This window comes from Klebsiella sp. C349492 (assembly GCF_042055345.1).
Lineage (GTDB): Bacteria > Pseudomonadota > Gammaproteobacteria > Enterobacterales > Enterobacteriaceae > Klebsiella > Klebsiella scottii.
The window spans coordinates 330,182-353,989 of the sequence record NZ_JANQCE010000007.1 but is presented as its reverse complement, the minus strand read 5'-3'; the positions used below and the strand labels follow the sequence as shown (position 1 = coordinate 353,989).

General features: G+C 57.6%; 21 protein-coding genes. 17 read left to right on the top strand and 4 right to left on the bottom strand.

What is annotated here, in order from left to right; all coding sequences use genetic code 11:
• Positions 1-142: 142 nt before the first annotated feature.
• From malK to ubiA, 5 genes are all read left to right on the top strand, one after another.
• A complete protein-coding gene (malK, locus tag NWP14_RS23475; RefSeq protein ID WP_095104866.1) occupies positions 143-1,252 on the top strand; it encodes a maltose/maltodextrin ABC transporter ATP-binding protein MalK in 1,110 nt (369 codons plus the stop codon).
• Positions 1,253-1,352: 100 nt separating this feature from the next.
• The gene (locus NWP14_RS23470) at positions 1,353-2,663 is read left to right on the top strand and encodes a maltoporin (RefSeq protein WP_095104868.1); all 1,311 of its coding nucleotides are present in this window, start codon (positions 1,353-1,355) and stop codon (positions 2,661-2,663) included.
• A gap of 109 nt (positions 2,664-2,772) precedes the next feature.
• On the top strand, positions 2,773-3,717 hold the full coding sequence (malM, locus tag NWP14_RS23465; protein WP_095104870.1) for a maltose operon protein MalM: 945 nt from the start codon (positions 2,773-2,775) through the stop codon (positions 3,715-3,717).
• Positions 3,718-3,904: 187 nt separating this feature from the next.
• A complete protein-coding gene (ubiC, locus tag NWP14_RS23460) occupies positions 3,905-4,402 on the top strand; it encodes a chorismate lyase (RefSeq protein ID WP_095104872.1) in 498 nt (165 codons plus the stop codon).
• A gap of 12 nt (positions 4,403-4,414) precedes the next feature.
• Positions 4,415-5,284: a 4-hydroxybenzoate octaprenyltransferase gene (gene ubiA / locus NWP14_RS23455; protein ID WP_095104874.1), complete on the top strand. Its 870-nt coding sequence runs from the start codon at positions 4,415-4,417 to the stop codon at positions 5,282-5,284.
• Between the two features lie 63 nt (positions 5,285-5,347).
• Here ubiA and plsB read toward each other — a convergent pair whose 3' ends face one another.
• Positions 5,348-7,771, bottom strand: a complete 2,424-nt coding sequence (plsB, locus tag NWP14_RS23450) for a glycerol-3-phosphate 1-O-acyltransferase PlsB (RefSeq protein ID WP_095104876.1) — start codon at positions 7,769-7,771, stop codon at positions 5,348-5,350.
• A gap of 129 nt (positions 7,772-7,900) precedes the next feature.
• Here plsB and NWP14_RS23445 point away from each other — a divergent pair, with 129 nt between their 5' ends.
• From NWP14_RS23445 to NWP14_RS23430, 4 genes are all read left to right on the top strand, one after another.
• Positions 7,901-8,269 carry a diacylglycerol kinase gene (locus NWP14_RS23445; RefSeq protein WP_095104878.1) on the top strand — a complete coding sequence of 123 codons (369 nt, stop codon included), beginning with the start codon at positions 7,901-7,903 and terminating at the stop codon, positions 8,267-8,269.
• A 243-nt stretch (positions 8,270-8,512) separates the two neighbouring features.
• Positions 8,513-9,121 carry a transcriptional repressor LexA gene (gene lexA, locus NWP14_RS23440; RefSeq protein ID WP_095104880.1) on the top strand — a complete coding sequence of 203 codons (609 nt, stop codon included), beginning with the start codon at positions 8,513-8,515 and terminating at the stop codon, positions 9,119-9,121.
• Positions 9,122-9,192: 71 nt separating this feature from the next.
• Positions 9,193-10,509 (top strand): MATE family efflux transporter DinF, encoded by a 1,317-nt coding sequence (gene dinF / locus NWP14_RS23435; RefSeq protein WP_346430586.1) that lies wholly within the window; start codon positions 9,193-9,195, stop codon positions 10,507-10,509.
• A gap of 126 nt (positions 10,510-10,635) precedes the next feature.
• Positions 10,636-10,845 carry a CsbD family protein gene (locus NWP14_RS23430; protein WP_095104884.1) on the top strand — a complete coding sequence of 70 codons (210 nt, stop codon included), beginning with the start codon at positions 10,636-10,638 and terminating at the stop codon, positions 10,843-10,845.
• A gap of 93 nt (positions 10,846-10,938) precedes the next feature.
• Here NWP14_RS23430 and zur read toward each other — a convergent pair whose 3' ends face one another.
• On the bottom strand, positions 10,939-11,454 hold the full coding sequence (zur, locus tag NWP14_RS23425; RefSeq protein ID WP_095104890.1) for a zinc uptake transcriptional repressor Zur: 516 nt from the start codon (positions 11,452-11,454) through the stop codon (positions 10,939-10,941).
• 114 nt (positions 11,455-11,568) lie between these two features.
• Between zur and NWP14_RS23420 the strand changes: the two genes are divergently transcribed.
• The 3 genes from NWP14_RS23420 to pspG all read left to right on the top strand — a co-directional run bounded on the left by NWP14_RS23420 (position 11,569) and on the right by pspG (position 13,548).
• On the top strand, positions 11,569-12,057 hold the full coding sequence (locus NWP14_RS23420) for a cupin domain-containing protein (protein ID WP_095104892.1): 489 nt from the start codon (positions 11,569-11,571) through the stop codon (positions 12,055-12,057).
• A 103-nt stretch (positions 12,058-12,160) separates the two neighbouring features.
• Positions 12,161-13,159 carry a tRNA dihydrouridine(20/20a) synthase DusA gene (dusA, locus tag NWP14_RS23415; RefSeq protein ID WP_095104989.1) on the top strand — a complete coding sequence of 333 codons (999 nt, stop codon included), beginning with the start codon at positions 12,161-12,163 and terminating at the stop codon, positions 13,157-13,159.
• 146 nt (positions 13,160-13,305) lie between these two features.
• Positions 13,306-13,548: an envelope stress response protein PspG gene (pspG, locus tag NWP14_RS23410; RefSeq protein WP_331833791.1), complete on the top strand. Its 243-nt coding sequence runs from the start codon at positions 13,306-13,308 to the stop codon at positions 13,546-13,548.
• Between the two features lie 608 nt (positions 13,549-14,156).
• Here the strand turns inward: pspG and NWP14_RS23405 are convergent.
• Positions 14,157-15,140 (bottom strand): quinone oxidoreductase, encoded by a 984-nt coding sequence (locus tag NWP14_RS23405; protein ID WP_331833790.1) that lies wholly within the window; start codon positions 15,138-15,140, stop codon positions 14,157-14,159.
• 63 nt (positions 15,141-15,203) lie between these two features.
• Here NWP14_RS23405 and dnaB point away from each other — a divergent pair, with 63 nt between their 5' ends.
• The 5 genes from dnaB (at position 15,204) to NWP14_RS23380 (ending at position 20,852) form a co-directional block, all read left to right on the top strand.
• Positions 15,204-16,619, top strand: a complete 1,416-nt coding sequence (gene dnaB, locus NWP14_RS23400; protein ID WP_045853454.1) for a replicative DNA helicase — start codon at positions 15,204-15,206, stop codon at positions 16,617-16,619.
• Positions 16,620-16,762: 143 nt separating this feature from the next.
• The gene (gene alr, locus NWP14_RS23395; protein ID WP_375216089.1) at positions 16,763-17,842 is read left to right on the top strand and encodes an alanine racemase; all 1,080 of its coding nucleotides are present in this window, start codon (positions 16,763-16,765) and stop codon (positions 17,840-17,842) included.
• 221 nt (positions 17,843-18,063) lie between these two features.
• Positions 18,064-19,257, top strand: coding sequence for an aromatic amino acid transaminase (gene tyrB, locus NWP14_RS23390; protein WP_346430583.1), 1,194 nt, complete (start codon positions 18,064-18,066; stop codon positions 19,255-19,257).
• Positions 19,258-19,543: 286 nt separating this feature from the next.
• On the top strand, positions 19,544-20,257 hold the full coding sequence (gene aphA / locus NWP14_RS23385; protein ID WP_095104902.1) for an acid phosphatase AphA: 714 nt from the start codon (positions 19,544-19,546) through the stop codon (positions 20,255-20,257).
• A gap of 238 nt (positions 20,258-20,495) precedes the next feature.
• Positions 20,496-20,852 carry an MmcQ/YjbR family DNA-binding protein gene (locus NWP14_RS23380; protein ID WP_095104904.1) on the top strand — a complete coding sequence of 119 codons (357 nt, stop codon included), beginning with the start codon at positions 20,496-20,498 and terminating at the stop codon, positions 20,850-20,852.
• Here NWP14_RS23380 and uvrA read toward each other — a convergent pair whose 3' ends face one another.
• Positions 20,853-23,678, bottom strand: coding sequence for an excinuclease ABC subunit UvrA (gene uvrA / locus NWP14_RS23375; RefSeq protein ID WP_095104906.1), 2,826 nt, complete (start codon positions 23,676-23,678; stop codon positions 20,853-20,855).
• Positions 23,679-23,808: the final 130 nt, after the last annotated feature.

The window sequence follows — 23,808 nt, the reverse complement described above, 5'->3', positions numbered from 1 at the left end:
GTGAGAGGCAATCTCTCATCCTCCCGTCTCCTCCCCCATAAAAAAGCCGGGGGTGGAGGATTCACCAGGTTAATGAATGCCGCATAGTCAGCCCATCTTGAATGTGTCTTTAAGTGACAGGTTGTAACGAAGGGAGATGGGCATGGCGAGCGTACAGCTGCGAAATATAACGAAAGCCTGGGGCGACGTGGTGGTATCGAAAGATATCAATCTCGACATCCAGGAAGGGGAGTTCGTGGTGTTTGTCGGGCCATCGGGCTGCGGCAAATCTACCCTGCTGCGTATGATTGCCGGGCTGGAAACCATAACCAGCGGTGATTTGTTTATCGGCGAAACCAGGATGAACGATATCCCCCCCGCAGAACGCGGCATCGGCATGGTCTTCCAGTCTTACGCTCTCTACCCTCATCTCTCCGTCGCGGAAAATATGTCTTTCGGCCTGAAGCTGGCCGGCGCCAAAAAAGATGTGATCAACCAGCGCGTCACTCAGGTGGCTGAAGTGCTGCAGCTGGCGCACCTGCTTGAGCGTAAGCCGAAGGCGCTATCCGGCGGCCAGCGTCAGCGCGTGGCAATCGGTCGTACCCTGGTGGCGGAGCCTCGCGTATTCCTGCTGGATGAACCGCTTTCAAACCTCGATGCCGCGCTGCGCGTGCAGATGCGTATCGAAATCTCCCGTCTGCACAAGCGGCTGGGACGCACGATGATTTACGTGACCCACGATCAGGTTGAGGCGATGACTTTGGCCGACAAGATTGTGGTGCTGGATGCCGGTCGCGTAGCGCAGGTAGGGAGACCGCTTGAGCTGTATCACTACCCGGCCGATCGCTTCGTTGCGGGCTTTATTGGCTCGCCGAAGATGAACTTCCTGCCGGTGAAAGTCACCGCAACCGCCATTGAGCAGGTTCAGGTGGAGCTGCCAAACCGCCAGCAAATTTGGCTGCCGGTGGACAGCGCCCGCGTTCAGGTTGGGGCAAATATGTCCTTAGGCATCCGCCCGGAACATCTGCTGCCCAGCGATATCGCCGACGTGACCCTTGAAGGGGAAGTGCAGGTGGTTGAGCAGCTTGGCCACGAAACGCAAATTCATATCCAGATCCCAGCCATCCGTCAGAACCTGGTCTACCGCCAGAACGACGTGGTGTTGGTAAAAGAGGGAGCCACATTCGCTATCGGTTTGCCACCGGAACGTTGCCATTTATTCCGTGAGGATGGCACGGCGTGTCGTCGGTTGCATAAAGAGCCGGGCGTGTAAGGCTTCCCATTAAAAAAAAACGCGAACCCCTTAGCGCTGCAGCAGCAGGCAGAACAACGGGCGAAGTGTTCAAAGAAAAGCAATGATCTCAGGAGATAGAATGATGATTACTCTGCGCAAACTTCCACTGGCGGTCGCCGTCGCAGCAGGCGTTATGTCTGCTCAGGCGATGGCCGTCGATTTCCACGGCTATGCTCGTTCCGGTATCGGCTGGACCGGCAGCGGCGGTGAACAGCAGTGCTTCCAGGCAACCGGTGCTCAAAGTAAATACCGTCTTGGTAACGAATGTGAAACCTATGCGGAATTAAAACTGGGCCAGGAAGTATGGAAAGAAGGTGATAAGAGCTTCTACTTCGATACTAACGTCGCGTACTCCGTATCGCAGCAGAATGACTGGGAATCAACCAGCCCGGCATTCCGTGAAGCCAACGTGCAGGGTAAAAACCTGATCGACTGGCTGCCAGGTTCCACCATCTGGGCCGGTAAGCGTTTCTACCAGCGTCATGACGTTCACATGATCGACTTCTACTACTGGGATATTTCAGGTCCTGGTGCTGGTATCGAAAACATCGATCTGGGCTTCGGTAAGCTGTCTATGGCGGCAACCCGTTCTTCTGAGTCCGGCGGTTCTGCCACCTTCGCTGACCGCGATGCGCTGGGCAACCGTATTTATGACAACATCGTGCCGAACGACGTCTTCGACGTGCGTTTAGCGCAGATGGAAATCAACCCAGGTGGTACCCTGGAGCTCGGCGTTGACTACGGTCACACCAACGTTCCGGATAACTACTACCTGCAGCCGGACGCGTCTAAAGACGGCTGGATGCTGACCGCTGAACACACCCAGAGCATGCTGAAAGGCTACAACAAGTTCGTTCTGCAGTACGCCACCGACGCGATGACCTCCAACGGTAAAGGCATTCCGCAGGGCGGCAGCATCAACAACGACGGCTCCCTGTGGCGCGTGCTTGACCACGGCGCGATCTCGCTGGGCGATAGCTGGGATCTGATGTACGTCGGTATGTACCAGGATATCAACCTGGACAACAACAACGGCACCAAATGGTGGACCGTCGGCGTGCGTCCGATGTACAAATGGACGCCGATCATGAGCACCCTGCTGGAAGTTGGCTACGACAACGTCGAGTCGCAGAAAACCGGCGACAACAACAACCAGTACAAAATCACCCTGGCACAGCAGTGGCAGGCTGGCGACAGCATCTGGTCCCGTCCGGCAATCCGCGTATTCGCAACCTACGCCAAGTGGGATGAGAAATGGGGCTACGCGAACGGCGATTCCGGTGCTGGCTACACCTCCGGCGTGGCGTATAACGACACCTCCGCGAAGACCTTCAGCCGTGGCGATAACGACGAGTGGACCTTCGGCGCCCAGATGGAAATCTGGTGGTAATCCAACCTGACCTGTTATGAGCAAAAGAGGGGCGTAAGCCCCTCTATATCTTAGGCCCAGCGAGCTATTGCCTGGCTACCGCTCGGCCATCGGAATTGAGGTGATAACAATGAAAATGAATAAAAGTCTCGTTGCCCTCTGCCTGTCCGCCGGCCTGCTGGCCAGCGTACCCGCAGTCAGTTTTGCTGATGTGAATTTTGTGCCGCAGAACACCGCTGCCGCACCGACGATCCCCGCCTCCGCGTTACAGCAGTTAACCTGGACGCCGGTCGATCAATCGAAGTCCCAGGTCACCAACTTAGCGACGGCAGGACAGTCGCTGAATATCTCCGGTATCACCGGGCCGGTCGCCGCCTACAGCGTCCCGGCGAATATCGGTGAGCTGACCATTACGCTGACCAGCGAAGTCAACAAGCAGACCAGCGTTTTTGCGCCGAACGTGCTGATTCTTGACCAGAATATGACGCCATCTGCGTACTTCCCAAGCAGCTACTTCACCTACCTGGAGCCGGGCGTGATGAGCTCGGATCGCCTCGAAGGGGTGATGCGTCTGACGCCGGCGCTGGGCCAGCAAAAGATTTACGTCCTGGTCTTTACCACGCCGCAGGATCTGCAGCAGACCACCAAATTAATCGATCCGGCGAAGGCCTACGCCAAAGGTACGGGTAACGCGGTCCCGGATATTCCGGACCCGATTGCCAAACATACCACCGAAGGTACGCTGGGTCTGAAAGTGAAAACATCGTCTGGCTCCAGCGTGCTGGTTGGCCCGCTGTTTGGCTCCTCCGGCCCGGGTCCGGTCACCGTCGGCAATACGGCCGCTCCGGTATACAGCGCGCCAGCCGCCGCCCCGGCCGTTGCTCCGGTCGCCGCGCCGGCGGCGAAGAGTGAGCCGATGCTGGATGATACGGAAACCTACTTTAACAACGGCATTAAGCAGGCGGTTGCTAAAGGAGATATCGACAAAGCCCTCAAATTGATGAACGAAGCTGAACGCCTTGGCTCGAAATCTGCCCGTTCCACCTTTATCAGCAGTGTAAAAGGCAAGGGGTGATCGTCTCCCCACAATGCTGATGTTTAGGCACAGCCTTTAGGTGCGTCCGCCTGGACGCACCTTTTTTTCTCGCGCGCGGCTTCTGTTGCATGGCTGTTGCGCGGAAGATCGTATCTTGATGTTTGCCCGCCCCGATCGGCCTATTCTGCGATACAATGCCTTTACGTTATGTATCGGAGAATCAGGCATGTCACATCCTGCGCTTACGCAACTACGTGCGCTGCGCTATTTTGCCGCTATGCCCCCGCTGGAACCCTCGCTGCGCGACTGGCTGTTGCTGGAAGACTCAATGACCAAACGCTTTGAGCAACAAGGGAAAAAGGTTAGCGTTATGCTGGTCAACGAAGATTTTGTCGGACGCGAAGCGCTGGTCGGTGAAGAAGCGTTGCTGCCAGATGAAGAGCGCTACTGGCTGCGGGAAATCATTCTCTGCGCCGATGATGAACCCTGGCTGGCCGGGCGAACTATCGTGCCGGAATCGACGCTGAGCGGTCCCGAACTGGCGCTGCAGCAGCTTGGGCAGACGCCGCTGGGCCGCTATTTGTTCACCTCGTCGACGTTAACCCGTGACTTTATTGAAATTGGGCGTTATGCAGAGCTTTGGGGGCGTCGTTCCCGCCTCCGGCTGAGCGGTAAACCGCTGCTGCTGACAGAACTGTTTCTGCCTGCATCGCCGCTGTATTAAGAGGAAGAGAAAATGGAGTGGAGTCTGACGCAGAATAAGCTGTTGGCGTTTCATCGCCTGATGCGTACTGACAAACCGATCGGCGCGCTGCTGCTGCTGTGGCCGACGCTGTGGGCGCTATGGGTGGCGACGCCGGGTGTTCCGCCGCTGTGGATTCTGGCCGTTTTTGTCGCCGGAGTGTGGCTGATGCGCGCCGCCGGCTGCGTGGTCAACGATTATGCCGACCGCAAATTTGACGGCCACGTCAAGCGCACCGCGCGTCGTCCGCTGCCGAGCGGGGAGGTGACGGAGAAAGAGGCCCGGGTGCTGTTTGTCGTGCTGGTGCTGCTCTCGTTCCTGCTGGTGCTGACCCTCAACACCATGACCATTCTGCTGTCGGTGGCGGCGCTGGCTCTGGCGTGGGTCTATCCATTCATGAAGCGCTACACCCATCTGCCGCAGGTGGTGCTGGGGGCGGCGTTTGGCTGGTCGATTCCGATGGCCTTCTCCGCGGTGAGCGAATCGCTGCCGCTGAGCTGCTGGCTGATGTTCCTCGCCAACATTCTGTGGGCGGTGGCTTACGATACCCAGTATGCAATGGTTGACCGGGACGATGACCTTAAAATTGGCATCAAATCAACGGCGATTTTGTTTGGCGAAAACGATCGCGTGATTATCGGTATGCTGCAGATCGCGGTGCTGGTCCTGATGGCGGCGGTAGGGTGGCTGAACGGCCTGAGCTGGGAATATTACTGGTCGCTGTTTATCGCGGCGGGGCTGTTTTTCTGGCAGCAGAAGCTGATTTTCCGTCGTGAACGCGACGACTGCTTCAAAGCGTTTTTAAACAATAACTACGTTGGGCTGGTGCTGTTCCTCGGCCTGGCGATGGGCTATATGGCGTAGTTTTCCCTGGCAGGGTCCTGACTCCCCGGCTTACGTAGCGCAAGCCGGGGCAAGTCTCAGGCGCTACGCTTCATCCTGCGCGGCGCTTTCAATCGTCAGACGCACGTCCGATGTAATCAGGTTCGCCAGCATCTGGTAAACCTTCAGCGTCTCTTCCGGCTCGGCATCGCCGGTATCGCTAATATAGCCTTCGTCACGCAGCGTCAGTACCAGAGTGCTGAATACCGCCTTATCGAAGAACTCCGGCGCGTTGATGCCGTGCAGAACCGACAGGCGCTGGGCCATCGTACGGCTCTCTTTCTCCAGCGAACTGCGGTTAATCGAGGGATTAGCGCTCAGCAGCCAGAAGGTGATGGCATAGCGCTGGAGCGTTTCGCGCGCCCCGGCGGCCAGCAGCTGCAGCAGGCGGGAGTGCGACGGGTTGATGCTTATCTCGTCCTCGCTCAGCGCCAGCAGGCCCTGGCGCTGCATCTCAGCGGTCAGCGCATCGATAACGCTCGCCAGCTCTTCTTTTTCCCAGCGCAGGAACAGCTCGGCCTTCAGCAGCGGATAGAACATCTCGACGTGACGCAGCACTTCCGTGCGGGTGATCCGTCGATGCTGGGTGACAATCGCCGCCAGCAGCGAAGGCATCATCAGCATATGGGCGATGTTGTTGCGATAGTAGGTCATCAGCACCGCCTGCTCGCGCGGCAGAATGATGATGTCGCCGATGGTGTCTTTTTCGACCTCGAACTTATTCATCTTCAGCGCGTGGTCAATCAGCTCGCTGGCGGAAGCCGGCGGCGTGGTCGCATCCGGAGAGTAAGGCACGTTACGCAGCAGATCGAGATAGCACTCCAGCTGCTGGGTCAGCTGCTCGCGGGTCAGCGAACGCTGGCGCGATGCCAGCAGAGCGGTACAGCACAGGTTCATGGCGTTCGCCGCGCCGGCGTTGTTGATGCGGACCATCAGATCGGAGGCGATGCTGTTTACCGTCGGCGTTAGCCACGACGGGCGAATGGCTTCGATAGGATCGATAGACTCGCGCCACTCCGGAACGTGCTGGTTGAGCCAGGTCATCAGCGGCAGCGGTTCGCCGAAGTTAACGTACCCCTGGCCGAGGTTACGCAGCTTGCTCAGGCCGCGCAGCATCTGCGGCAGGCTCTCTTTCTCTTTCGTCGCGCCGCGCAGCTCTTTGGCATAGGTCCCGACTTCCATCACGTGCTCGTAGCCGATGTAGATCGGAACCAGCGTAATTGGTCGGGTGCCGCCGCGCAGCATCGCCTGGATAGTCATCGACAGAGTGCCGGTTTTCGGGTCCAGCAGGCGCCCGGTACGAGAGCGCCCGCCCTCCACGAAGTACTCTACCGAGTAACCGCGGCTGAACAGTTCGCCAAGATATTCGCGGAACACCGTCGAGTAGAGCTTGTTGCCCTTAAACGTACGGCGAATAAAGAACGCGCCGCCGCGACGGAAAATCGGCCCTGCCGGCCAGAAGTTGAGGTTGATGCCGGCGGCGATATGCGGCGGCACCAGGCCCTGGTGGTAGAGCACGTAGGAGAGCAGCAGGTAGTCCATATGGCTGCGATGGCACGGAACGTAGACGATCTCGTGCCCTTCGTGCGCCAGCTGCCGCACGCGCTCGGCGTTATGAACGTTAATTCCCTGATACAGGCGGTTCCAGGTAAAGCCCAGCACGCGGTCGGTCAGGCGAATCATCTCGTAGGAGAAGTTTGCGGCGATCTCTTCCATCAGCGCGATAGCGTTTTGCTGCGCCTTCTCGTGGGAGATTTTCTTGCTGCGGGCTTCGTCTTCCACCGCGCGGGCGATGGCTTTTGACGCCAGCAGCTTGTTGAACAGATCCTGACGCGCCGGCAGACGCGGGCCGACGGCGGCCAGGCGCTGACGGGCGAAGTGCATACGCGCCACGCGGGCCAGCTTCTGGGCAATGGTTTTATCGGTTCCGTGCTCGGACGCCATTCGGCGTAGCGACACCGGCGGCGAGAAGCGCACGAAGCTGTCGCGGCCCAGCCACAGAACGGCGAAGAATTTCTGAATACCATTAAGCATGCGCAGCGGCGGATTGAGCTCGCCCTTTTCGCGCCCTGGCGCACGACCAAACATCACTGAAACCGGCACCATTTGCACGTCGAGGTCAGGGTGGTTGCGGTGCAGATCCAGGTAGTCGTGGAACAGCTTGATGGATTCTTCTTTCGGCGTGTAGTAGGTAAATACGCGCGGGCCGCCGTGGATAAAGACGTAGCGCGGCAGCAGGGTGCCGTCGATTTCTAACGGTTCGAGCGGATCGGGTAAATCGTGCTCCAGGCACTGCGCGCGCAGCGTCAGCAGGTCTGCCTTCGAGTTATAGGGCAGAACGTACATAATCGGACGCGAGGTATCCAGCCCTAATTCCTGAGCAGGCTCTGCGGGAATAGACTTGCTTTTTACCAGCAGCCGTAATGGTAAATTCAGTAATTTATAGTAAATTCGTTGCCAGCCGGACATAAACGATGTGAAGCCTCTGGTTAATCATGCAAATGCGCGGCAAGAATAACAGAAAGTGCGCAAAATTTCCGTTGCCACGCGGCAAACGCGTACACTCATTGACGTCATTTACATAAAAAGGTTCTTTTGATGGCCAATAATACCACCGGGTTAACCCGAATCATTAAAGCGGCAGGGTATTCCTGGAAAGGTTTTCGTGCGGCATGGATAAATGAGGCCGCCTTTCGTCAGGAAGGTATTGCCACCGTTATTGCCATTGCGATCGCCTGCTGGTTGGATGTTGACGCCATTACGCGCGTGCTGCTGATAGGCTCGGTCCTGATAGTGATGATAGTCGAAATTCTTAATAGCGCGATTGAGGCGGTGGTGGACCGGATTGGCTCCGACCACCATGAGCTTTCCGGACGCGCGAAGGATATGGGCTCTGCGGCGGTATTTCTGGCGATCGTCATTGCGCTGATCGTCTGGGTTACGCTGCTGTGGGCGCACTATCGCTAAGGGTCTGTAGCATCAGACTATTTGGTTTGGCGTCCGCGGGCTGGAGGCCGATCAACCTCCCTCCACGCGGCCTGTTTTGCGTCGTGTGGAGCAGAAACGCTCCGCCGCAATCCCCCTGCGTTAGCTGGCCGCAGCGCGCGGCAAACGAAAAGAATCTCCTGATTTTTGTGTGAAATTTGATTCCAAAATCACCGTTAGCTGTATATACTCACAGCATAACTGTATATACACCCAGGGGGCGGAATGAAAGCGTTAACGACCAGGCAGCAAGAGGTGTTTGATCTCATCAGAGATCATATCAGCCAGACTGGCATGCCGCCGACGCGTGCGGAAATTGCTCAGCGCTTGGGGTTCCGTTCCCCAAACGCGGCGGAAGAACACCTGAAAGCGCTGGCGCGTAAAGGCGCAATCGAGATCATTTCCGGTGCCTCCCGCGGTATTCGTCTGCTGACTGAAGAAGAGCCCGGCCTGCCGCTGATTGGCCGCGTGGCTGCCGGTGAGCCGCTGCTGGCGCAGCAGCACATCGAAGGCCACTTCCAGGTCGATCCGGCAATGTTCAAGCCGAGCGCCGACTTCCTGCTGCGCGTCAGCGGAATGTCGATGAAAGACATTGGTATTCTGGACGGCGATCTGCTGGCGGTACACAAAACTCAGGATGTGCGTAACGGGCAGGTTGTGGTCGCACGTATCGATGAAGAAGTGACGGTTAAACGCCTTAAAAGGCAGGGTAACGTCGTCGAACTGCTGCCGGAAAATAGCGAGTTTTCACCAATCGTGGTGAACCTACGCGAGCAAAACTTTACCATTGAAGGTCTGGCCGTCGGCGTCATCCGCAACGGCGAGTGGCTGTAAGCGCCTTCTCTTAACGCAGCATCGTCTGATGCATGATGCTGCGCTGTCTCTCCTCGCTCAGGCTTTCCCTCATGCTTTTTAATGCCGCTGATAAGGCCCTGTGGCGCCTGGCGCTACCGATGATTTTCTCCAATATCACCGTCCCGCTGCTGGGCCTGGTGGATACTGCGGTTATCGGCCATCTTGATAGCCCGGTTTACCTGGGCGGCGTGGCGGTCGGGGCTACGGCTACCAGCTTCCTGTTCATGCTGCTGCTCTTTCTGCGAATGAGTACCACCGGCCTGACTGCGCAGGCGTTTGGCGCAAAGGACCCCGTGCGCCTGGCGCGAGCGCTGGTGCAGCCGCTTGGGCTGGCGCTGGCCGCCGGTCTGCTGATCGTTCTGTTTCGTATGCCGCTCATTAACCTGGCGCTGCATATCGTCGGCGGCAGCGAAGCGGTGCTGGAACAGGCCCGGCGTTTCCTGGAGATCCGCTGGCTGAGCGCCCCGGCATCGTTAGCTAACCTGGTGCTGCTGGGCTGGCTGCTGGGCGTCCAGTATGCCCGTGCGCCGGTGATCCTGCTGATTGTCGGCAACCTGCTGAATATTGTCCTCGATCTGTGGCTGGTGATGGGGCTGCACATGAACGTGCAGGGCGCGGCGCTGGCGACGGTGACCGCCGAATATGCCACCTTTATCATTGGCCTGCTGATGGCGAAACGCGTGCTGACGCTGCGGGGCGTGTCATTCTCTATGCTGAAGGGCGCCTGGCGCGGCGATCTCCGGCGGCTGCTGGCCCTCAACCGCGACATCATGCTGCGTTCGCTGCTGCTGCAGCTCTGCTTTGGCGCGGTGACCGTTTTCGGCGCGCGTCTGGGGGGCGATATCGTGGCGGTGAACGCCATTTTGATGACCATGCTAACCTTCACCGCCTATGCGTTGGACGGCTTTGCCTATGCCGTGGAGGCCCACTCCGGGCAGGCCTACGGCGCGCGCGATGGCAGCAAGCTGCTGGAGGTGTGGCGTGCGGCCTGTCGGCAGTCTGGCATGGTCGCGCTGGCTTTTGCGCTGATCTACAGCGTGGCGGGAGAGCAGATTATCGCTCTGCTGACCTCTATACCCTCGCTCCAGCAGCTCGCCGACCGCTATCTGCTGTGGCAGATGATTTTGCCGGTGGTCGGCGTCTGGTGTTATCTGCTGGACGGCATGTTTATCGGCGCGACGCGCGGCAGCGAAATGCGCAACAGCATGGCGGTGGCCGCCGTGGGCTTTGCCGTAACCCTGCTGACGCTGCCGGTGCTCGGTAACCACGGCCTGTGGCTGGCGCTGACGGTATTCCTGGCGCTGCGAGGTCTGTCGCTGGCGCTGATCTGGCGACGGCACTGGCGGCGCGGCACCTGGTTTTCATAACGTCTTTTGGTGTGAAAATGGTTAAAGATTCCGAATAATAAAATTAACCCAGAATTCTCATCTATAGTTAATCATATGTCCGGCACACAGCGGGCTGTTAACTCACCGAACGATGAGGACTGAATCATGAATAAAGACGAAATCGGCGGTAACTGGAAACAGTTAAAAGGTAAAGCGAAAGAGCAATGGGGCAAGCTTACCGACGATGATATGACCGTCATCGAGGGTAAGCGCGACCAGCTGGTCGGTAAAATCCAGGAGCGTTACGGCTACGCTAAAGATCAGGCAGAAAAAGAAGTGTCTGACTGGGAAACCAAAAATGACCATCGCTGGTAGCGACGAGATGTAGAGCGTTAACCCTTTGTTATTGCCTGCCTGAACGGTACAAGGATGTACTAAAAATCCCTGATTCCCGCTGCGGCCAACGCCTCAGCGGGCTTTCTTTTTAGTCTGGATGGTGTGGTCATGGTGGCAGTGCCCCGGCGTGTTGCAGGCTTCTACCTCGACGCAGCCCGCGCACAGGCCGTGCGCTTCGATCACGTTATGGCGCAGGGCGAAGCCCATTTTGGCCGCCAGCGTATGCATGATGTCCTCTACGCCTTCCGCGCACTCTTCTTTAACCACCCCGCAGCGATCGCAGATAAACATCGCTGAACTATGGGTTGGCTGATCGAACAGGTGACACAGCACGTAGCTGTTGGTTGATTCCACCTTGTGCACGAAGCCCTGCTCAAGCAGAAACTCCAGCGCCCGGTAGACCGTCGGAGGCTTAGCCTGCGGCTCTTTACCGCGCAGGAGATCGAGCAAATCGTAGGCGCTGATCGCCCCCTGCTGTAGACTCATCAGGCGCAACACTTCAAGGCGCTGCGGAGTCAGGCGCACGCCCCGCTGCGCGCAGAGCTTTTCAGCATGCGCTAACATGTCTTGCGAAGTGGACTTATCCATGAGCATCCTCTGGTTGCGTAACGATGAAGTTGTTACTTTATCACGATCCAGGCAAAACGCCGAGAACCCACGGTTTGTGCTATACCTGATGCATCTCATTTTCGGGAGAAAACGATGAAACGACCTGATTGCATTCGACATTGGCGCGAGATGGAGGGGCCGGATGATGCCACCTATCCCGACAGCAGCGAGCTCTTTTCCATCGGCGCACCGCTGGCCCGTGGTTTAAGGCTAAACCGGCTGGGGATCCATCATGAGCGCCTGCCGCCAGGGCGTCGTACCTCTTATCCGCATGCGGAAAGCGATGAAGAAGAGTTCATCTACGTGCTGGAGGGGTATCCGGAAGTGTGGATAAACGGCTATCTGTGGAAGCTGGAGCCGGGGGATTGCGTCGGTTTTCCCGCCGGCACCGGGGTATGCCACACCTTCCTGAATAACACCGAGGAGGAGGCATGCCTGCTGGTGGTTGGCGAAGCGAATAAAAAATTTAACCGGATCTACTATCCGCTTAACCCCAGCTATGCCGCGACGCGTCAGGATCGCTGGGTCGACCATCCGCCGCAGTTCTTCGGTCCTCACGACGGTAAGCCGCGTAGGAAATAGCGTTTTTTTCCAGTGCAGGATACGGCCATTGGCGCTATGCGCCTGTGGTTTATCTTTGTGCTATAGTAGCGCCCCTTTTTACCCGGATGCCTATTTATTCGCCATGATGCCAGAATCAACGTCTACCGCCTTTGCTGCCCACCGTTTTTCCATCGCCCCGATGCTCGACTGGACCGACAGGCACTGCCGCTACTTCCTGCGCCAGCTGTCGCGCCATACGCTGTTGTACACCGAAATGGTGACCACCGGGGCGATTATTCACGGTAAAGGCGACTATCTGGCCTACAGCGAAGAAGAGCATCCCGTTGCGCTACAGCTTGGCGGTAGCGATCCGGCCGCGCTGGCGCAGTGTGCGAAGCTGGCGGAAGCGCGCGGCTATGATGAGATCAACCTCAACGTCGGCTGCCCGTCTGACCGCGTGCAGAACGGGATGTTTGGCGCCTGCCTGATGGGCAATGCGCCGCTGGTTGCCGACTGCATTAAAGCGATGCGCGACGTGGTCTCGATTCCGGTCACGGTAAAAACCCGAATCGGCATTGATGACCAGGATAGCTATGCGTTCCTGTGTGATTTCATCAATACCGTATCCGGGAAAGGCGAATGCGATATGTTTATCATCCACGCCCGCAAAGCCTGGCTTTCCGGCCTGAGCCCGAAAGAGAACCGCGAGATCCCGCCTCTGGACTACCCGCGCGTCTATCAGCTAAAACGTGATTTTCCGCATCTGACGATGGCGATCAACGGCGGGATCAGGTCGCTGGAAGAAGCGAAGCTGCACCTTGAGCATATGGACGGTGTGATGGTGGGGCGCGAGGCGTACCAGAATCCAGGCATGCTGACCTCCGTTGACCGGGAGATTTTTGCGGCCAATGGCGCGGATACTGACCCGGTTGCCGTGGTGCGCGCCATGTATCCGTATATTGAGCGTGAGCTGAGCAACGGGACCTATCTTGGCCATGTGACCCGCCATATGCTGGGCCTGTTCCAGGGGATCCCCGGCGCTCGCCAGTGGCGTCGCTACCTGAGTGAGAACGCGCATAAGGCCGGTGCCGATATCAACGTCCTGGAACACGCGCTGAAGCTGGTCGCCGATAAGCGTTAACGTTTCGCTGTTTCGCTAAAATTTAGTCAAATACGCCACGCCCTGAAATTAAAATCAGGGCATTTTTCTTTAAATTCAATAGATTATAATTGGCACGCTTCTTGTAATGTCTGAGTGCAAAGGGCTATTGCTTGGGAGAGAAGAAGATGCTGGAACTGCTATTTATCATTGGTTTTTTTGTCATGCTGCTGGTAACCGGCGTATCGCTGCTGGGCATTATTGCTGCCATTGTTGCGGCGACGGCGCTGATGTTCGTTGGCGGCCTGTTTGCGATGATGATTAAACTGCTGCCGTGGCTGCTGCTAGCCGTTGCGGTGGTATGGGTGATTCGGGCGATAAATACGCCAAAAATCACCCACTACCGTAGCAACAACCGCTGGCGTTATTAAGGTAGTGAGTGGTAGGTCACAACCTGAAGAATTTTGCATAAAACGGCGTAGGTTTTGCTTATTAAATCTGTCACTATTAGCGCGTTAATGAATTCATCGCGCTGTACCCTACATACAGCCGAACTAAAAAAAGTCAGGGCTTCCGTATGGAAGCCCTAAACTTTTCCCCCTCCCGTCATACTTCAGACTACAGGTGCGTTGGCTACGTTAGCTCACCCCGGTCACTTACTGGAGTAAGCTCCCGGGGATTCGCTATCTTGCCGCCTTCCTGTAGCCCGAATTATTTAGGGAGGGCTTCTCGTCATACTTCAGACTACAGGTGCGTTGGCTACGTTAACTCACCCCGGTCACTTACTGGAGTAAGCTCCCGGGGATTCGCTATCTTGCCGCCTTCCTGTAGCCCGAATTATTTAGGGAGGGCTTCTCGTCATACTTCAGACTACAGGGGCGTTGGCCGCGTTAACTCACCCCGGTCACTTACTGGAGTAAGCTCCCGGGGATTCGCTATCTTGCCGCCTTCCTGTAGCCCGAATTATTTAGGGAGGGCTTCTCGTCATACTTCGAACTACAGAAGCGTTGGCAGCGTTAACCTTGCCTCGACTTACTCGTTACGGCAGCAGAAGGCTTGAGCCTTCGGTGGCGCGGCTCTCGAGAACCTCGTGCGCGCGTCGCGCGTCGGCCAGCGGATATTTTTGGCTCTCCGCTACGTCGACGTTTATCACGCCGCTGGCGATCAGCGAAAAGAGTTCGTTACTGGCTTCCACCAGCTCTTCGCGGCTGGTGATATAGCCCTGCAGAGAAGGGCGGGTAACGTACAGCGAGCCTTTCTGATTGAGGATCCCCAGATTAACGCCGGTAACCGGTCCGGAGGAGTTGCCGAAGCTGACCATCAATCCTCGGCGCTGCAGACAGTCGAGCGAAGCTTCCCAGGTGTCTTTGCCCACGGAATCATAGACCACGTGAACTTTTTTCCCCTCGGTAATCTCTTTCAGCCGCTCGGCGATATTCTCTTCACGATAGTTGATCGTCTGCCAGGCTCCGGCCTGCTTCGCGCGCTGCGCTTTTTGCGCGCTGCCGACGGTGCCGATGAGCCTGGCGCCCAGCGCTTTTGCCCACTGGCAGGCTATCAGCCCGACGCCACCGGCCGCAGCGTGGAACAGGAACGTCTCGCCGGCTTTGATTTCGTAGGTTTTACGCAGCAGATAATAGACCGTCAGGCCCTTAAGGAAGGAGGCCGCGGCCTGCTCGAAAGAGATGGCCGCAGGTAAAATTGCGGCTTTATCGGCGGGGACATTATGCACCGAGCTGTAGGCGCCCAGCGCCGACTGGGCGTACACGACGCGATCGCCGGCTTTAATATGCGTGACGCCGCGCCCGACCTTGCTTACTACGCCGGCGGCTTCGGTACCTAATCCGCTCGGAAGCGAAGGGGGCGGATAGAGGCCGCTGCGAATATAGGTATCGATGTAGTTGATACCAATAGCTTTGTTTTCTACCTGTATCTCGTGTTCTGCCGGATCCCCTGCAACAAAATCCACCACCTGCAGAACTTCCGGGCCACCGTGCTTGTGAAATTCAATACGTGTTGCCATGCTTCCTCCTGAACTATGTGGTAACCTTTCGAGCCAATTTCTATAGCGGGAATTCCATTCAATATGGCAGGAAATAAACCCTTCAACAAACCCCAGACTGAACCCCGAGTCCGCGATCCTCAGGTAGCCGGGTTGAAAGTCCCGCCGCACTCGATTGAAGCGGAACAGTCGGTGTTGGGCGGTTTAATGCTGGACAACGAGCGCTGGGACGACGTCGCCGAGCGCGTTGTTGCAGAAGATTTTTACACGCGTCCGCACCGTCATATCTTTATTGAAATGGCCCGCCTGCAGGAAACCGGCAGCCCGATTGACCTCATTACGCTCGCGGAATCGCTGGAGCGTCAGGGGCAGCTGGACAGCGTAGGCGGCTTCGCCTATCTGGCAGAACTCTCAAAAAATACGCCAAGCGCGGCGAACATTAGCGCTTATGCCGATATCGTGCGTGAACGTGCCGTTGTCCGGGAAATGATCTCGGTGGCGAACGAAATTGCCGAAGCGGGCTTTGACCCCCAGGGTCGCACCAGCGAAGATCTGCTGGATCTGGCGGAGTCCCGGGTCTTTAAGATCGCCGAGAGCCGCGCGAATAAAGACGAAGGTCCGAGAAATATCGCCGAAGTGCTTGATGCGACCGTTGCGCGTATCGAACAGCTGTTCCAGCAGCCGCACGACGGCGTTACCGGCGTGAATACCGGCTATGACGACCTGAATAAAAAGACGGCGGGTTTGCAGCCGTCGGATTTGATTATCGTCGCGGCGCGTCCGTCGATGGGTAAAACGACATTTGCGATGAACATCGTCGAAAATGCGGCGATGTTGCAGGATAAGCCGGTACTGATTTTCAGCCTTGAGATGCCATCGGAACAGATTATGATGCGTACCCTGGCCTCGCTGTCGCGCGTCGATCAGACGCGTATTCGTACCGGCCAGCTCGATGACGAGGACTGGGCGCGGATTTCGGGCACCATGGGCATTCTGCTGGAAAAGCGCAATATCTATATCGATGACTCCTCCGGCCTGACGCCGACGGAAGTGCGCTCCCGCGCCCGGCGTATCGCCCGCGAACACGGCGGGATTGGCCTGATCATGATCGACTACCTGCAGCTGATGCGGGTGCCGTCGCTCTCCGATAACCGTACGCTGGAAATCGCCGAAATCTCCCGCTCGTTGAAGGCGCTGGCCAAAGAGCTGCAGGTGCCGGTGGTGGCGCTGTCGCAGCTGAACCGCTCGCTGGAACAGCGCGCGGATAAGCGCCCGGTAAACTCCGATCTGCGTGAATCAGGTTCTATCGAGCAGGATGCCGACTTAATCATGTTTATCTATCGTGATGAGGTTTATCACGAGAACAGCGACCTGAAAGGCATCGCCGAAATTATTATTGGTAAGCAGCGTAACGGCCCAATTGGTACGGTACGTCTGACGTTTAACGGGCAATGGTCGCGCTTCGATAACTATGCCGGCCCTCAGTATGATGATGAGTAAATCTCCGTCGTCCTTCACGTCGCAGGTGCGTTGACTCGCCCGCCCGCCTCGGTCACTTAGTTTATTAAGCTTCCGGGGCCCTCTGGCCTGTCGCCTTCCCGCAGCGCGATGGATACGGGCGATTCTTTTATTAAGGAATTTAAATGCAAGCGGCAACTGTAGTCATTAACCGCCGCGCTCTGCGACACAACCTGCAACGTCTGCGTGAACTGGCACCCGCCAGCAAGCTGGTTGCAGTCGTGAAAGCGAACGCTTACGGACACGGTCTTATCGAGACCGCGCGAACGCTCCCTGATGCCGACGCCTTTGGCGTCGCCCGTCTTGAAGAAGCCTTACGCCTGCGGGCGGGCGGCATCACTCAGCCTATCCTGCTGCTGGAAGGTTTTTTTGCGGCCACCGATCTGCCGGTTATCGCCGCCCAGCGCCTGCAAACGGCGGTGCATAGCCCCGAACAGCTGACCGCGCTGGAAAGCGCCGAGCTGAGCGAACCGGTCAGCGTCTGGATGAAGCTCGATACCGGCATGCATCGGCTGGGCGTGCTGCCGGAAGAGGCGGAGGCTTTCTACCAGCGCCTGAGCCGCTGTAAAAACGTCCGCCAGCCGGTGAACGTCGTCAGCCACTTTGCCCGGGCGGATGAGCCGGAGTGCGGCGCCACCGAGCGGCAGCTGGATATCTTCACCACCTTTACCGATGGCAAGCCTGGCCTGCGCTCTATCGCCGCCTCCGGCGGGATTTTGCTGTGGCCGCAGTCGCATTTTGACTGGGTGCGGCCGGGCATTATTCTCTACGGCGTGTCGCCGTTGGAGCATCAATCCACCGGGGCCGATTTCGGCTGCAGGCCGGTGATGTCGCTGACCTCGAGCCTGATTGCCGTTCGCGAGCATAAAGCGGGTGAGCCGGTGGGCTACGGCGGGACCTGGATTAGCGAACGCCATACCCGGCTGGGCGTAGTGGCGATGGGCTACGGCGATGGCTATCCGCGCGCCGCGCCGTCCGGTACGCCGGTGCTGATTAACGGTCGGGAAGTGCCGATTGTCGGCCGCGTGGCAATGGATATGATCTGCGTGGACCTCGGCCCCGAGGCGCAGGATAAGTCCGGCGATCCGGTGGTGCTGTGGGGGGAAGGTTTACCCGTTGAACGGATTGCAGAAATTACAAAAGTAAGTGCTTACGAACTTATCACGCGCCTGACTTCTCGCGTTGCGATGAAGTACGTCGATTAATCCTGATTTGCCGCAACGTTCCCCGGTGGCGCTACGGTTACCGGGACCGGGGCGATACGCGACAGCCCGGCTACGGCGTTAACGCCGCGAGCCGGGGAAAAGCTCCGGTTGCGCTCGGTGGGGCGATCGACGTCGGCTATCCGCCAACATCCTCTCGACCTGCCACGGCTTCCGGTTTATTGTGTTATTACCTGCCTTTTGTAAACCTGGAGAAACATCGCGTGTTTCAGAAAGTTGACGCCTACGCTGGCGACCCCATTCTTTCCCTGATGGAGCGTTTCAAAGAAGATCCGCGGAGTGACAAAGTAAACCTCAGCATCGGTTTGTACTATAACGAAGACGGAATTATCCCGCAGCTGCAGGCGGTGGCGGAAGCGGAAGCGCGTCTTAACGCGCAGCCGCACGGCGCCTCGCTGTATCTGCCGATGGAAGGTCTGAATCCTTACCGTAGCGCCATTGCGCCGCTGCTGTTTGGCGCCGAGCATCCGGTACTGCTGCAACAGCGCGTCGCTTCCATTCAGACGCTGGGCGGTTCCGGCGCGCTGAAAGTGGGCGCGGATTTCCTGAAACGCTACTTCCCGCAGGCGCGCGTATGGGTCAGCGATCCGACGTGGGAAAACCACATCGCCATCTTTGAAGGTGCTGGCTTCGAAGTAAGTACTTACCCTTGGTTTGATAATGAGACCAACGGCGTGCGCTTTGACGCGCTGCTCGAGACGCTGCGGACGCTGCCTGAAGGCGACATCGTGCTGCTGCATCCGTGCTGCCATAACCCGACCGGCGCCGATCTGAGCCATGCCCAGTGGGATGAAGTCGCAAAAGTGCTGAAAGCGCGCAGCCTGATCCCTTTCCTCGACATCGCCTATCAGGGCTTTGGCGCGGGAATGGACGATGATGCCTGGGCGATCCGCACGATTGCCAGCGCCGGCATGCCGATGCTGGTCAGCAACTCGTTCTCGAAAATCTTCTCCCTGTACGGCGAGCGCGTCGGCGGTCTGTCGGTGGTTTGCGAAGATTCAGAGACCGCGAGCCGCGTACTGGGACAGCTGAAGGCGACCGTACGCCGCAACTACTCCAGCCCGCCGAGCTTCGGGGCGCAGGTTGTCGCCGCCGTGCTGAACGACGCGGAGCTGAAGGCTTCATGGCTGGCGGAAGTCGAAGAGATGCGCACGCGCATTTTAGCGATGCGCCAGGAGCTGGTGAACGTCCTGAAAGACGCGGTACCCGGCGTTAATTTCGACTACCTGCTCAAGCAGCGCGGTATGTTTAGCTACACGGGATTCAGCGCCGCTCAGGTCGATCGCCTGCGTGAAGAGTTTGGCGTCTACCTGATTTCCAGCGGCAGGATGTGCGTGGCGGGTCTTAACTCGCGCAACGTTCAGCGCGTCGCACAGGCATTTTCTGCAGTGATATAATTCCGCGGTAATATCCGGCCCTTTCCGGTGTTAAGGAGAGGGCAATTCCCTTCCTGAAGTGTGATCATTCTCTTTTTCTATGACATCCGAGCAGAAACCTCTTTTCATCACCGGATGCGGAGGTTAAGGTCATGGTGAATTTATAAGCATCCACATTATTGAAAATTATAATGATTCGATTATTTACACACGCAATCATGCAAAATGCGTCAAAGCCCCAGGGAGCGTTCGTCTAACCGTGGCCGTCAAAGAGGCAGTTTGAATGATGACGTTTACAGGGATAAATATGCGCAAAATCACTCTGGCCTTCGGGGCCGTCTGCCTGCTGTTCACGCTAAATAGCGCCGTCGTTGCCCGCGCGTCTACGCCGCAGCCCCTCTCTACGGGGACCAACGTCGCTAAACTCGCTGAACAGGCGCCGATTCACTGGGTATCGGTGGCGCAGATTGAAAATAGCCTGCTGGGGCGCCCGCCGATTGCGGTGGGCTTTGATATTGACGATACCGTGCTGTTTTCCAGCCCAGGATTCTGGCGCGGCCAGAAAACGTTCTCTCCCGGCAGCGATGCTTACCTGAAAAATCCCGAGTTTTGGGAAAAAATGAACAACGGCTGGGATGATTTCAGCATGCCGAAAGAGGTCGCGCGTCAGCTGATTGCGATGCACGTTAAACGCGGCGATAGCATCTATTTTGTGACCGGACGCAGCCAGACCAAAACCGAAACGGTATCGAAAACCTTGCAGGATGATTTCCTGATCCCCGCGGCAAGCATGAATCCGGTTATTTTTGCCGGCGATAAGCCGGGGCAGAATACGAAAACCCAGTGGCTGCAGGAGAAAGATATTAAGGTCTTCTACGGCGACTCGGATAACGATATTGGCGCAGCCCGTGAAGCGGGCGCGCGAGGCATTCGCATTCTGCGCGCCTCCAACTCCTCCTACAAGCCTTTACCGATGGCCGGCGCTCAAGGGGAAGAGGTTATTGTGAACTCCGACTACTGATCGTCTGCGGGCGAAATGATCGCGAGCAACAGCGGCAGCCAGCGGGCTGCCGTTTTTTTGTACAAAATCCGCCCCGGAAGGTTTTACCTTTTCGCTTATTGCTGCACACTTAGAAAGATTCATTCGCAGCATGAATGGCTTATCTGGCATCGACAGCCGGGCCGCGGTATGGCTCGCGGAATATCGCATTCACGGCGGTTCGCGCTATCGCGTCGCGTCGCTCATGGGGGAATATTAGATGACAATATCGGAGTTATTGCGCTACTGCATGGCTAAACCTGGCGCGGAGCAAAGCGAACACAGCGACTGGAAGGCTACGCAGATTAAAGTGTCGGACGTGCTGTTTGCGATGGTCAAGGAGGTGGAGGATAAGCGCCCTGCGGTGTCGCTGAAGGCCAGCCCGGAACTTGCCGAGCTTCTGCGGGAGCAGCATGTTGACGTTCGCCCTAGCCGGCATTTAAACAAGGCCCACTGGAGTACGGTGTTCCTTGATGGTTCGCTGCCGGATTCGCAGATTTACTACCTGGTCGACGCCTCTTATCAGCAGGCGATTCGGCTGCTGTCGGAGCCGACCCGACAGCAGCTTTCGCAGTGATTAGCCCAGCAACGGCTTGAGGAAATGCGCGGTGTACGAGGCTTCGCACTCGGCAACCGTCTCCGGGGTCCCGGAGACGAGAATTTCCCCGCCGCCGCTGCCGCCTTCCGGCCCGAGGTCCACAATCCAGTCCGCGGTTTTGATGACGTCCAGGTTGTGCTCAATGACCACGATGGTGTTGCCCTGATCGCGCAGCTGATGCAGAACGTCCAGCAGCTGCTGGATATCGGCGAAGTGCAGACCGGTCGTCGGCTCATCGAGAATATACAGCGTCTGCCCGGTTCCGCGCTTCGACAGCTCGCGAGCCAGCTTCACGCGCTGAGCTTCACCGCCGGACAGCGTGGTCGCCGACTGGCCAAGGCGGATATAGGTCAGGCCTACGTCCATCAGGGTTTGCAGCTTACGCGCCAGCGCCGGCACGGCATCGAAGAACTCGCGCGCCTCTTCGATGGTCATATCCAGCACTTCATGGATAGTTTTGCCCTTGTACTTAATCTCCAGCGTTTCGCGGTTATAGCGCTTGCCCTTGCACTGGTCACACGGAACGTAGATATCCGGCAGGAAGTGCATCTCGACCTTGATCACGCCATCGCCCTGACAGGCTTCACAGCGGCCGCCGCGAACGTTAAAGCTAAAGCGCCCCGGCGTGTAGCCGCGTGAACGTGATTCCGGCACGCCGGCGAACAGTTCGCGTACCGGCGTAAACACGCCGGTATAGGTTGCCGGGTTAGAGCGCGGCGTGCGGCCAATGGGGCTCTGGTCGATATCGATAACCTTATCGAAATGCTCCAGCCCCTGCACATCGCGATACGGCGCCGGTTCGGCGATAGTCGCACCGTTGAGCTGGCGCTGGGCGATCGGGAACAGCGTATCGTTAATCAGCGTTGATTTACCCGAGCCGGACACGCCGGTAATGCAGGTAAATAAACCGACCGGCAGCGTCAGGGTAACGTCCTTCAGGTTGTTACCGCGTGCGCCGGTCAGCTTCAGCACCTTTTGCGGATCGGCGGCTACGCGCTGTTTCGGTACTTCAATCTTGCGCTTGCCGCTCATGTACTGCCCGGTCAGGGATTCAGGCACCGCCATAATATCCTGCAGCGTGCCCTCTGCCACCACCTCCCCGCCGTGCACGCCAGCGCCGGGACCGATATCGATCACGTGGTCAGCGGCGCGAATAGCGTCTTCATCATGCTCAACGACAATGACCGTATTACCCAGATTACGCAGGTGAACCAGCGTCCCGAGCAGGCGTTCGTTGTCGCGCTGATGCAGGCCGATGGACGGCTCATCGAGAACGTACATCACCCCGACCAGCCCGGCGCCTATCTGGCTTGCAAGGCGGATACGCTGGGCTTCACCGCCGGACAGCGTCTCTGCCGAACGCGAGAGCGTCAGGTAGTTCAGGCCGACGTTGACGAGGAATTTCAGGCGATCGCCGATCTCCTTCAGCACCTTTTCAGCGATTTGCGCCCGCTGGCCGGAGAGCTTCAGGTTGTTGAAGAAGTCCATCGCGTGGCCAATGCTCATATCGGAGATAGTGGGCAGCGGCGTATTTTCGACGAATACGTGGCGCGCTTCGCGGCGCAGACGGGTGCCATCACAGCTGGTACAGGAGCGGTTGCTGATAAACTTCGCCAGCTCTTCGCGCACCGCGCTGGATTCGGTTTCTTTGTAGCGACGTTCCATATTGTGCAGAACGCCTTCGAACGGATGGCGGCGTACGGAGGTGTCCCCGCGATCGTTCATGTACTTGAATTCAATGTTCTCTTTGCCTGAGCCGGACAGAATCACTTTCTGCACGTCGGCATTGAGTGTGCCCCACGGCGCTTCGATATCGAACTGGTAATGCTCAGCCAGCGACTTCAGCATCTGGAAATAATAGAAGTTACGCCGATCCCAGCCGCGGATCGCGCCGCCAGCCAGCGACAGCTCCGGGTTTTGGATAACCCGTTCGGGGTCGAAATACTGCTGCACGCCAAGGCCGTCGCAGGTTGGGCAGGCGCCGGCGGGGTTGTTGAAGGAGAACAGCCGAGGTTCCAGTTCGCGCATGCTGTAGCCGCAAATCGGGCAGGCGAAATTGGCGGAGAACAGCAGCTCTTCCGCTTTCGGGTCGTCCATATTGGCGACAACGGCGGTCCCTCCGGAGAGATCCAGCGCGGTCTCAAACGATTCGGCCAGCCGCTGGGAGAGATCGTCACGCACCTTGAAGCGATCGATAACCACTTCGATGGTGTGTTTCTTTTGCAGCTCAAGCTTTGGCGGATCGGAGAGATCGCAGACTTCGCCGTCGATCCTCGCCCGGATATAGCCCTGGCTCGCAAGGTTTTCCAGGGTCTTGGTATGCTCGCCTTTACGCTCTTTAATGATTGGCGCCAGCAGCATCAGGCGCTGGCCTTCAGGCTGGGAAAGTACGTTGTCGACCATCTGGCTGACGGTTTGCGCCGCCAGCGGGACGTCGTGGTCCGGGCAGCGCGGTTCGCCGACGCGGGCGTACAGCAGACGCAGATAGTCGTGAATTTCGGTAATGGTGCCTACCGTAGAGCGGGGGTTATGGGACGTTGATTTCTGTTCGATGGAAATCGCCGGCGACAGCCCCTCGATATGGTCGACATCCGGCTTCTCCATCAGCGACAGGAACTGACGCGCGTAGGCGGAGAGCGATTCAACGTAACGACGCTGCCCTTCGGCATACAGCGTGTCGAAAGCCAGTGAGGATTTGCCTGATCCTGAAAGCCCGGTGACGACAATCAGCTTGTCGCGGGGGATAACGAGGTTGATGTTTTTGAGATTATGGGTGCGGGCGCCCCGAACTTCGATCTTATCCATTCACCTTTCCCGGTAGGTAGATACACGGATTGCCTGGTTTGTATGAAGAACAAACGGCGGAAACGGCTAATTATGGCACAATCCGACCTGTTTGAATATACAGTATTGGAATGGCAGCGGGAGTTGATGG

Bases quoted from the DNA above. Each gene is read 5' to 3' on its own strand.
- NWP14_RS23380 (WP_095104904.1), top strand. From the start codon at position 20,496: ATGACAATATCGGAGTTATTGCGCTACTGCATGGCTAAACCTGGCGCG.
- malM (WP_095104870.1), top strand. From the start codon at position 2,773: ATGAAAATGAATAAAAGTCTCGTTGCCCTCTGCCTGTCCGCCGGCCTG.
- ubiC (WP_095104872.1), top strand. From the start codon at position 3,905: ATGTCACATCCTGCGCTTACGCAACTACGTGCGCTGCGCTATTTTGCC.
- uvrA (WP_095104906.1), bottom strand. From the start codon at position 23,678: ATGGATAAGATCGAAGTTCGGGGCGCCCGCACCCATAATCTCAAAAAC.
- ubiA (WP_095104874.1), top strand. From the start codon at position 4,415: ATGGAGTGGAGTCTGACGCAGAATAAGCTGTTGGCGTTTCATCGCCTG.
- aphA (WP_095104902.1), top strand. From the start codon at position 19,544: ATGCGCAAAATCACTCTGGCCTTCGGGGCCGTCTGCCTGCTGTTCACG.
- dinF (WP_346430586.1), top strand. From the start codon at position 9,193: ATGCTTTTTAATGCCGCTGATAAGGCCCTGTGGCGCCTGGCGCTACCG.
- NWP14_RS23420 (WP_095104892.1), top strand. From the start codon at position 11,569: ATGAAACGACCTGATTGCATTCGACATTGGCGCGAGATGGAGGGGCCG.
- malK (WP_095104866.1), top strand. From the start codon at position 143: ATGGCGAGCGTACAGCTGCGAAATATAACGAAAGCCTGGGGCGACGTG.
- dusA (WP_095104989.1), top strand. From the start codon at position 12,161: ATGATGCCAGAATCAACGTCTACCGCCTTTGCTGCCCACCGTTTTTCC.
- plsB (WP_095104876.1), bottom strand. From the start codon at position 7,771: ATGTCCGGCTGGCAACGAATTTACTATAAATTACTGAATTTACCATTA.
- NWP14_RS23405 (WP_331833790.1), bottom strand. From the start codon at position 15,140: ATGGCAACACGTATTGAATTTCACAAGCACGGTGGCCCGGAAGTTCTG.
- NWP14_RS23445 (WP_095104878.1), top strand. From the start codon at position 7,901: ATGGCCAATAATACCACCGGGTTAACCCGAATCATTAAAGCGGCAGGG.
- NWP14_RS23430 (WP_095104884.1), top strand. From the start codon at position 10,636: ATGAATAAAGACGAAATCGGCGGTAACTGGAAACAGTTAAAAGGTAAA.
- dnaB (WP_045853454.1), top strand. From the start codon at position 15,204: ATGGCAGGAAATAAACCCTTCAACAAACCCCAGACTGAACCCCGAGTC.
- alr (WP_375216089.1), top strand. From the start codon at position 16,763: ATGCAAGCGGCAACTGTAGTCATTAACCGCCGCGCTCTGCGACACAAC.
- NWP14_RS23470 (WP_095104868.1), top strand. From the start codon at position 1,353: ATGATGATTACTCTGCGCAAACTTCCACTGGCGGTCGCCGTCGCAGCA.
- zur (WP_095104890.1), bottom strand. From the start codon at position 11,454: ATGGATAAGTCCACTTCGCAAGACATGTTAGCGCATGCTGAAAAGCTC.
- pspG (WP_331833791.1), top strand. From the start codon at position 13,306: ATGCTGGAACTGCTATTTATCATTGGTTTTTTTGTCATGCTGCTGGTA.
- lexA (WP_095104880.1), top strand. From the start codon at position 8,513: ATGAAAGCGTTAACGACCAGGCAGCAAGAGGTGTTTGATCTCATCAGA.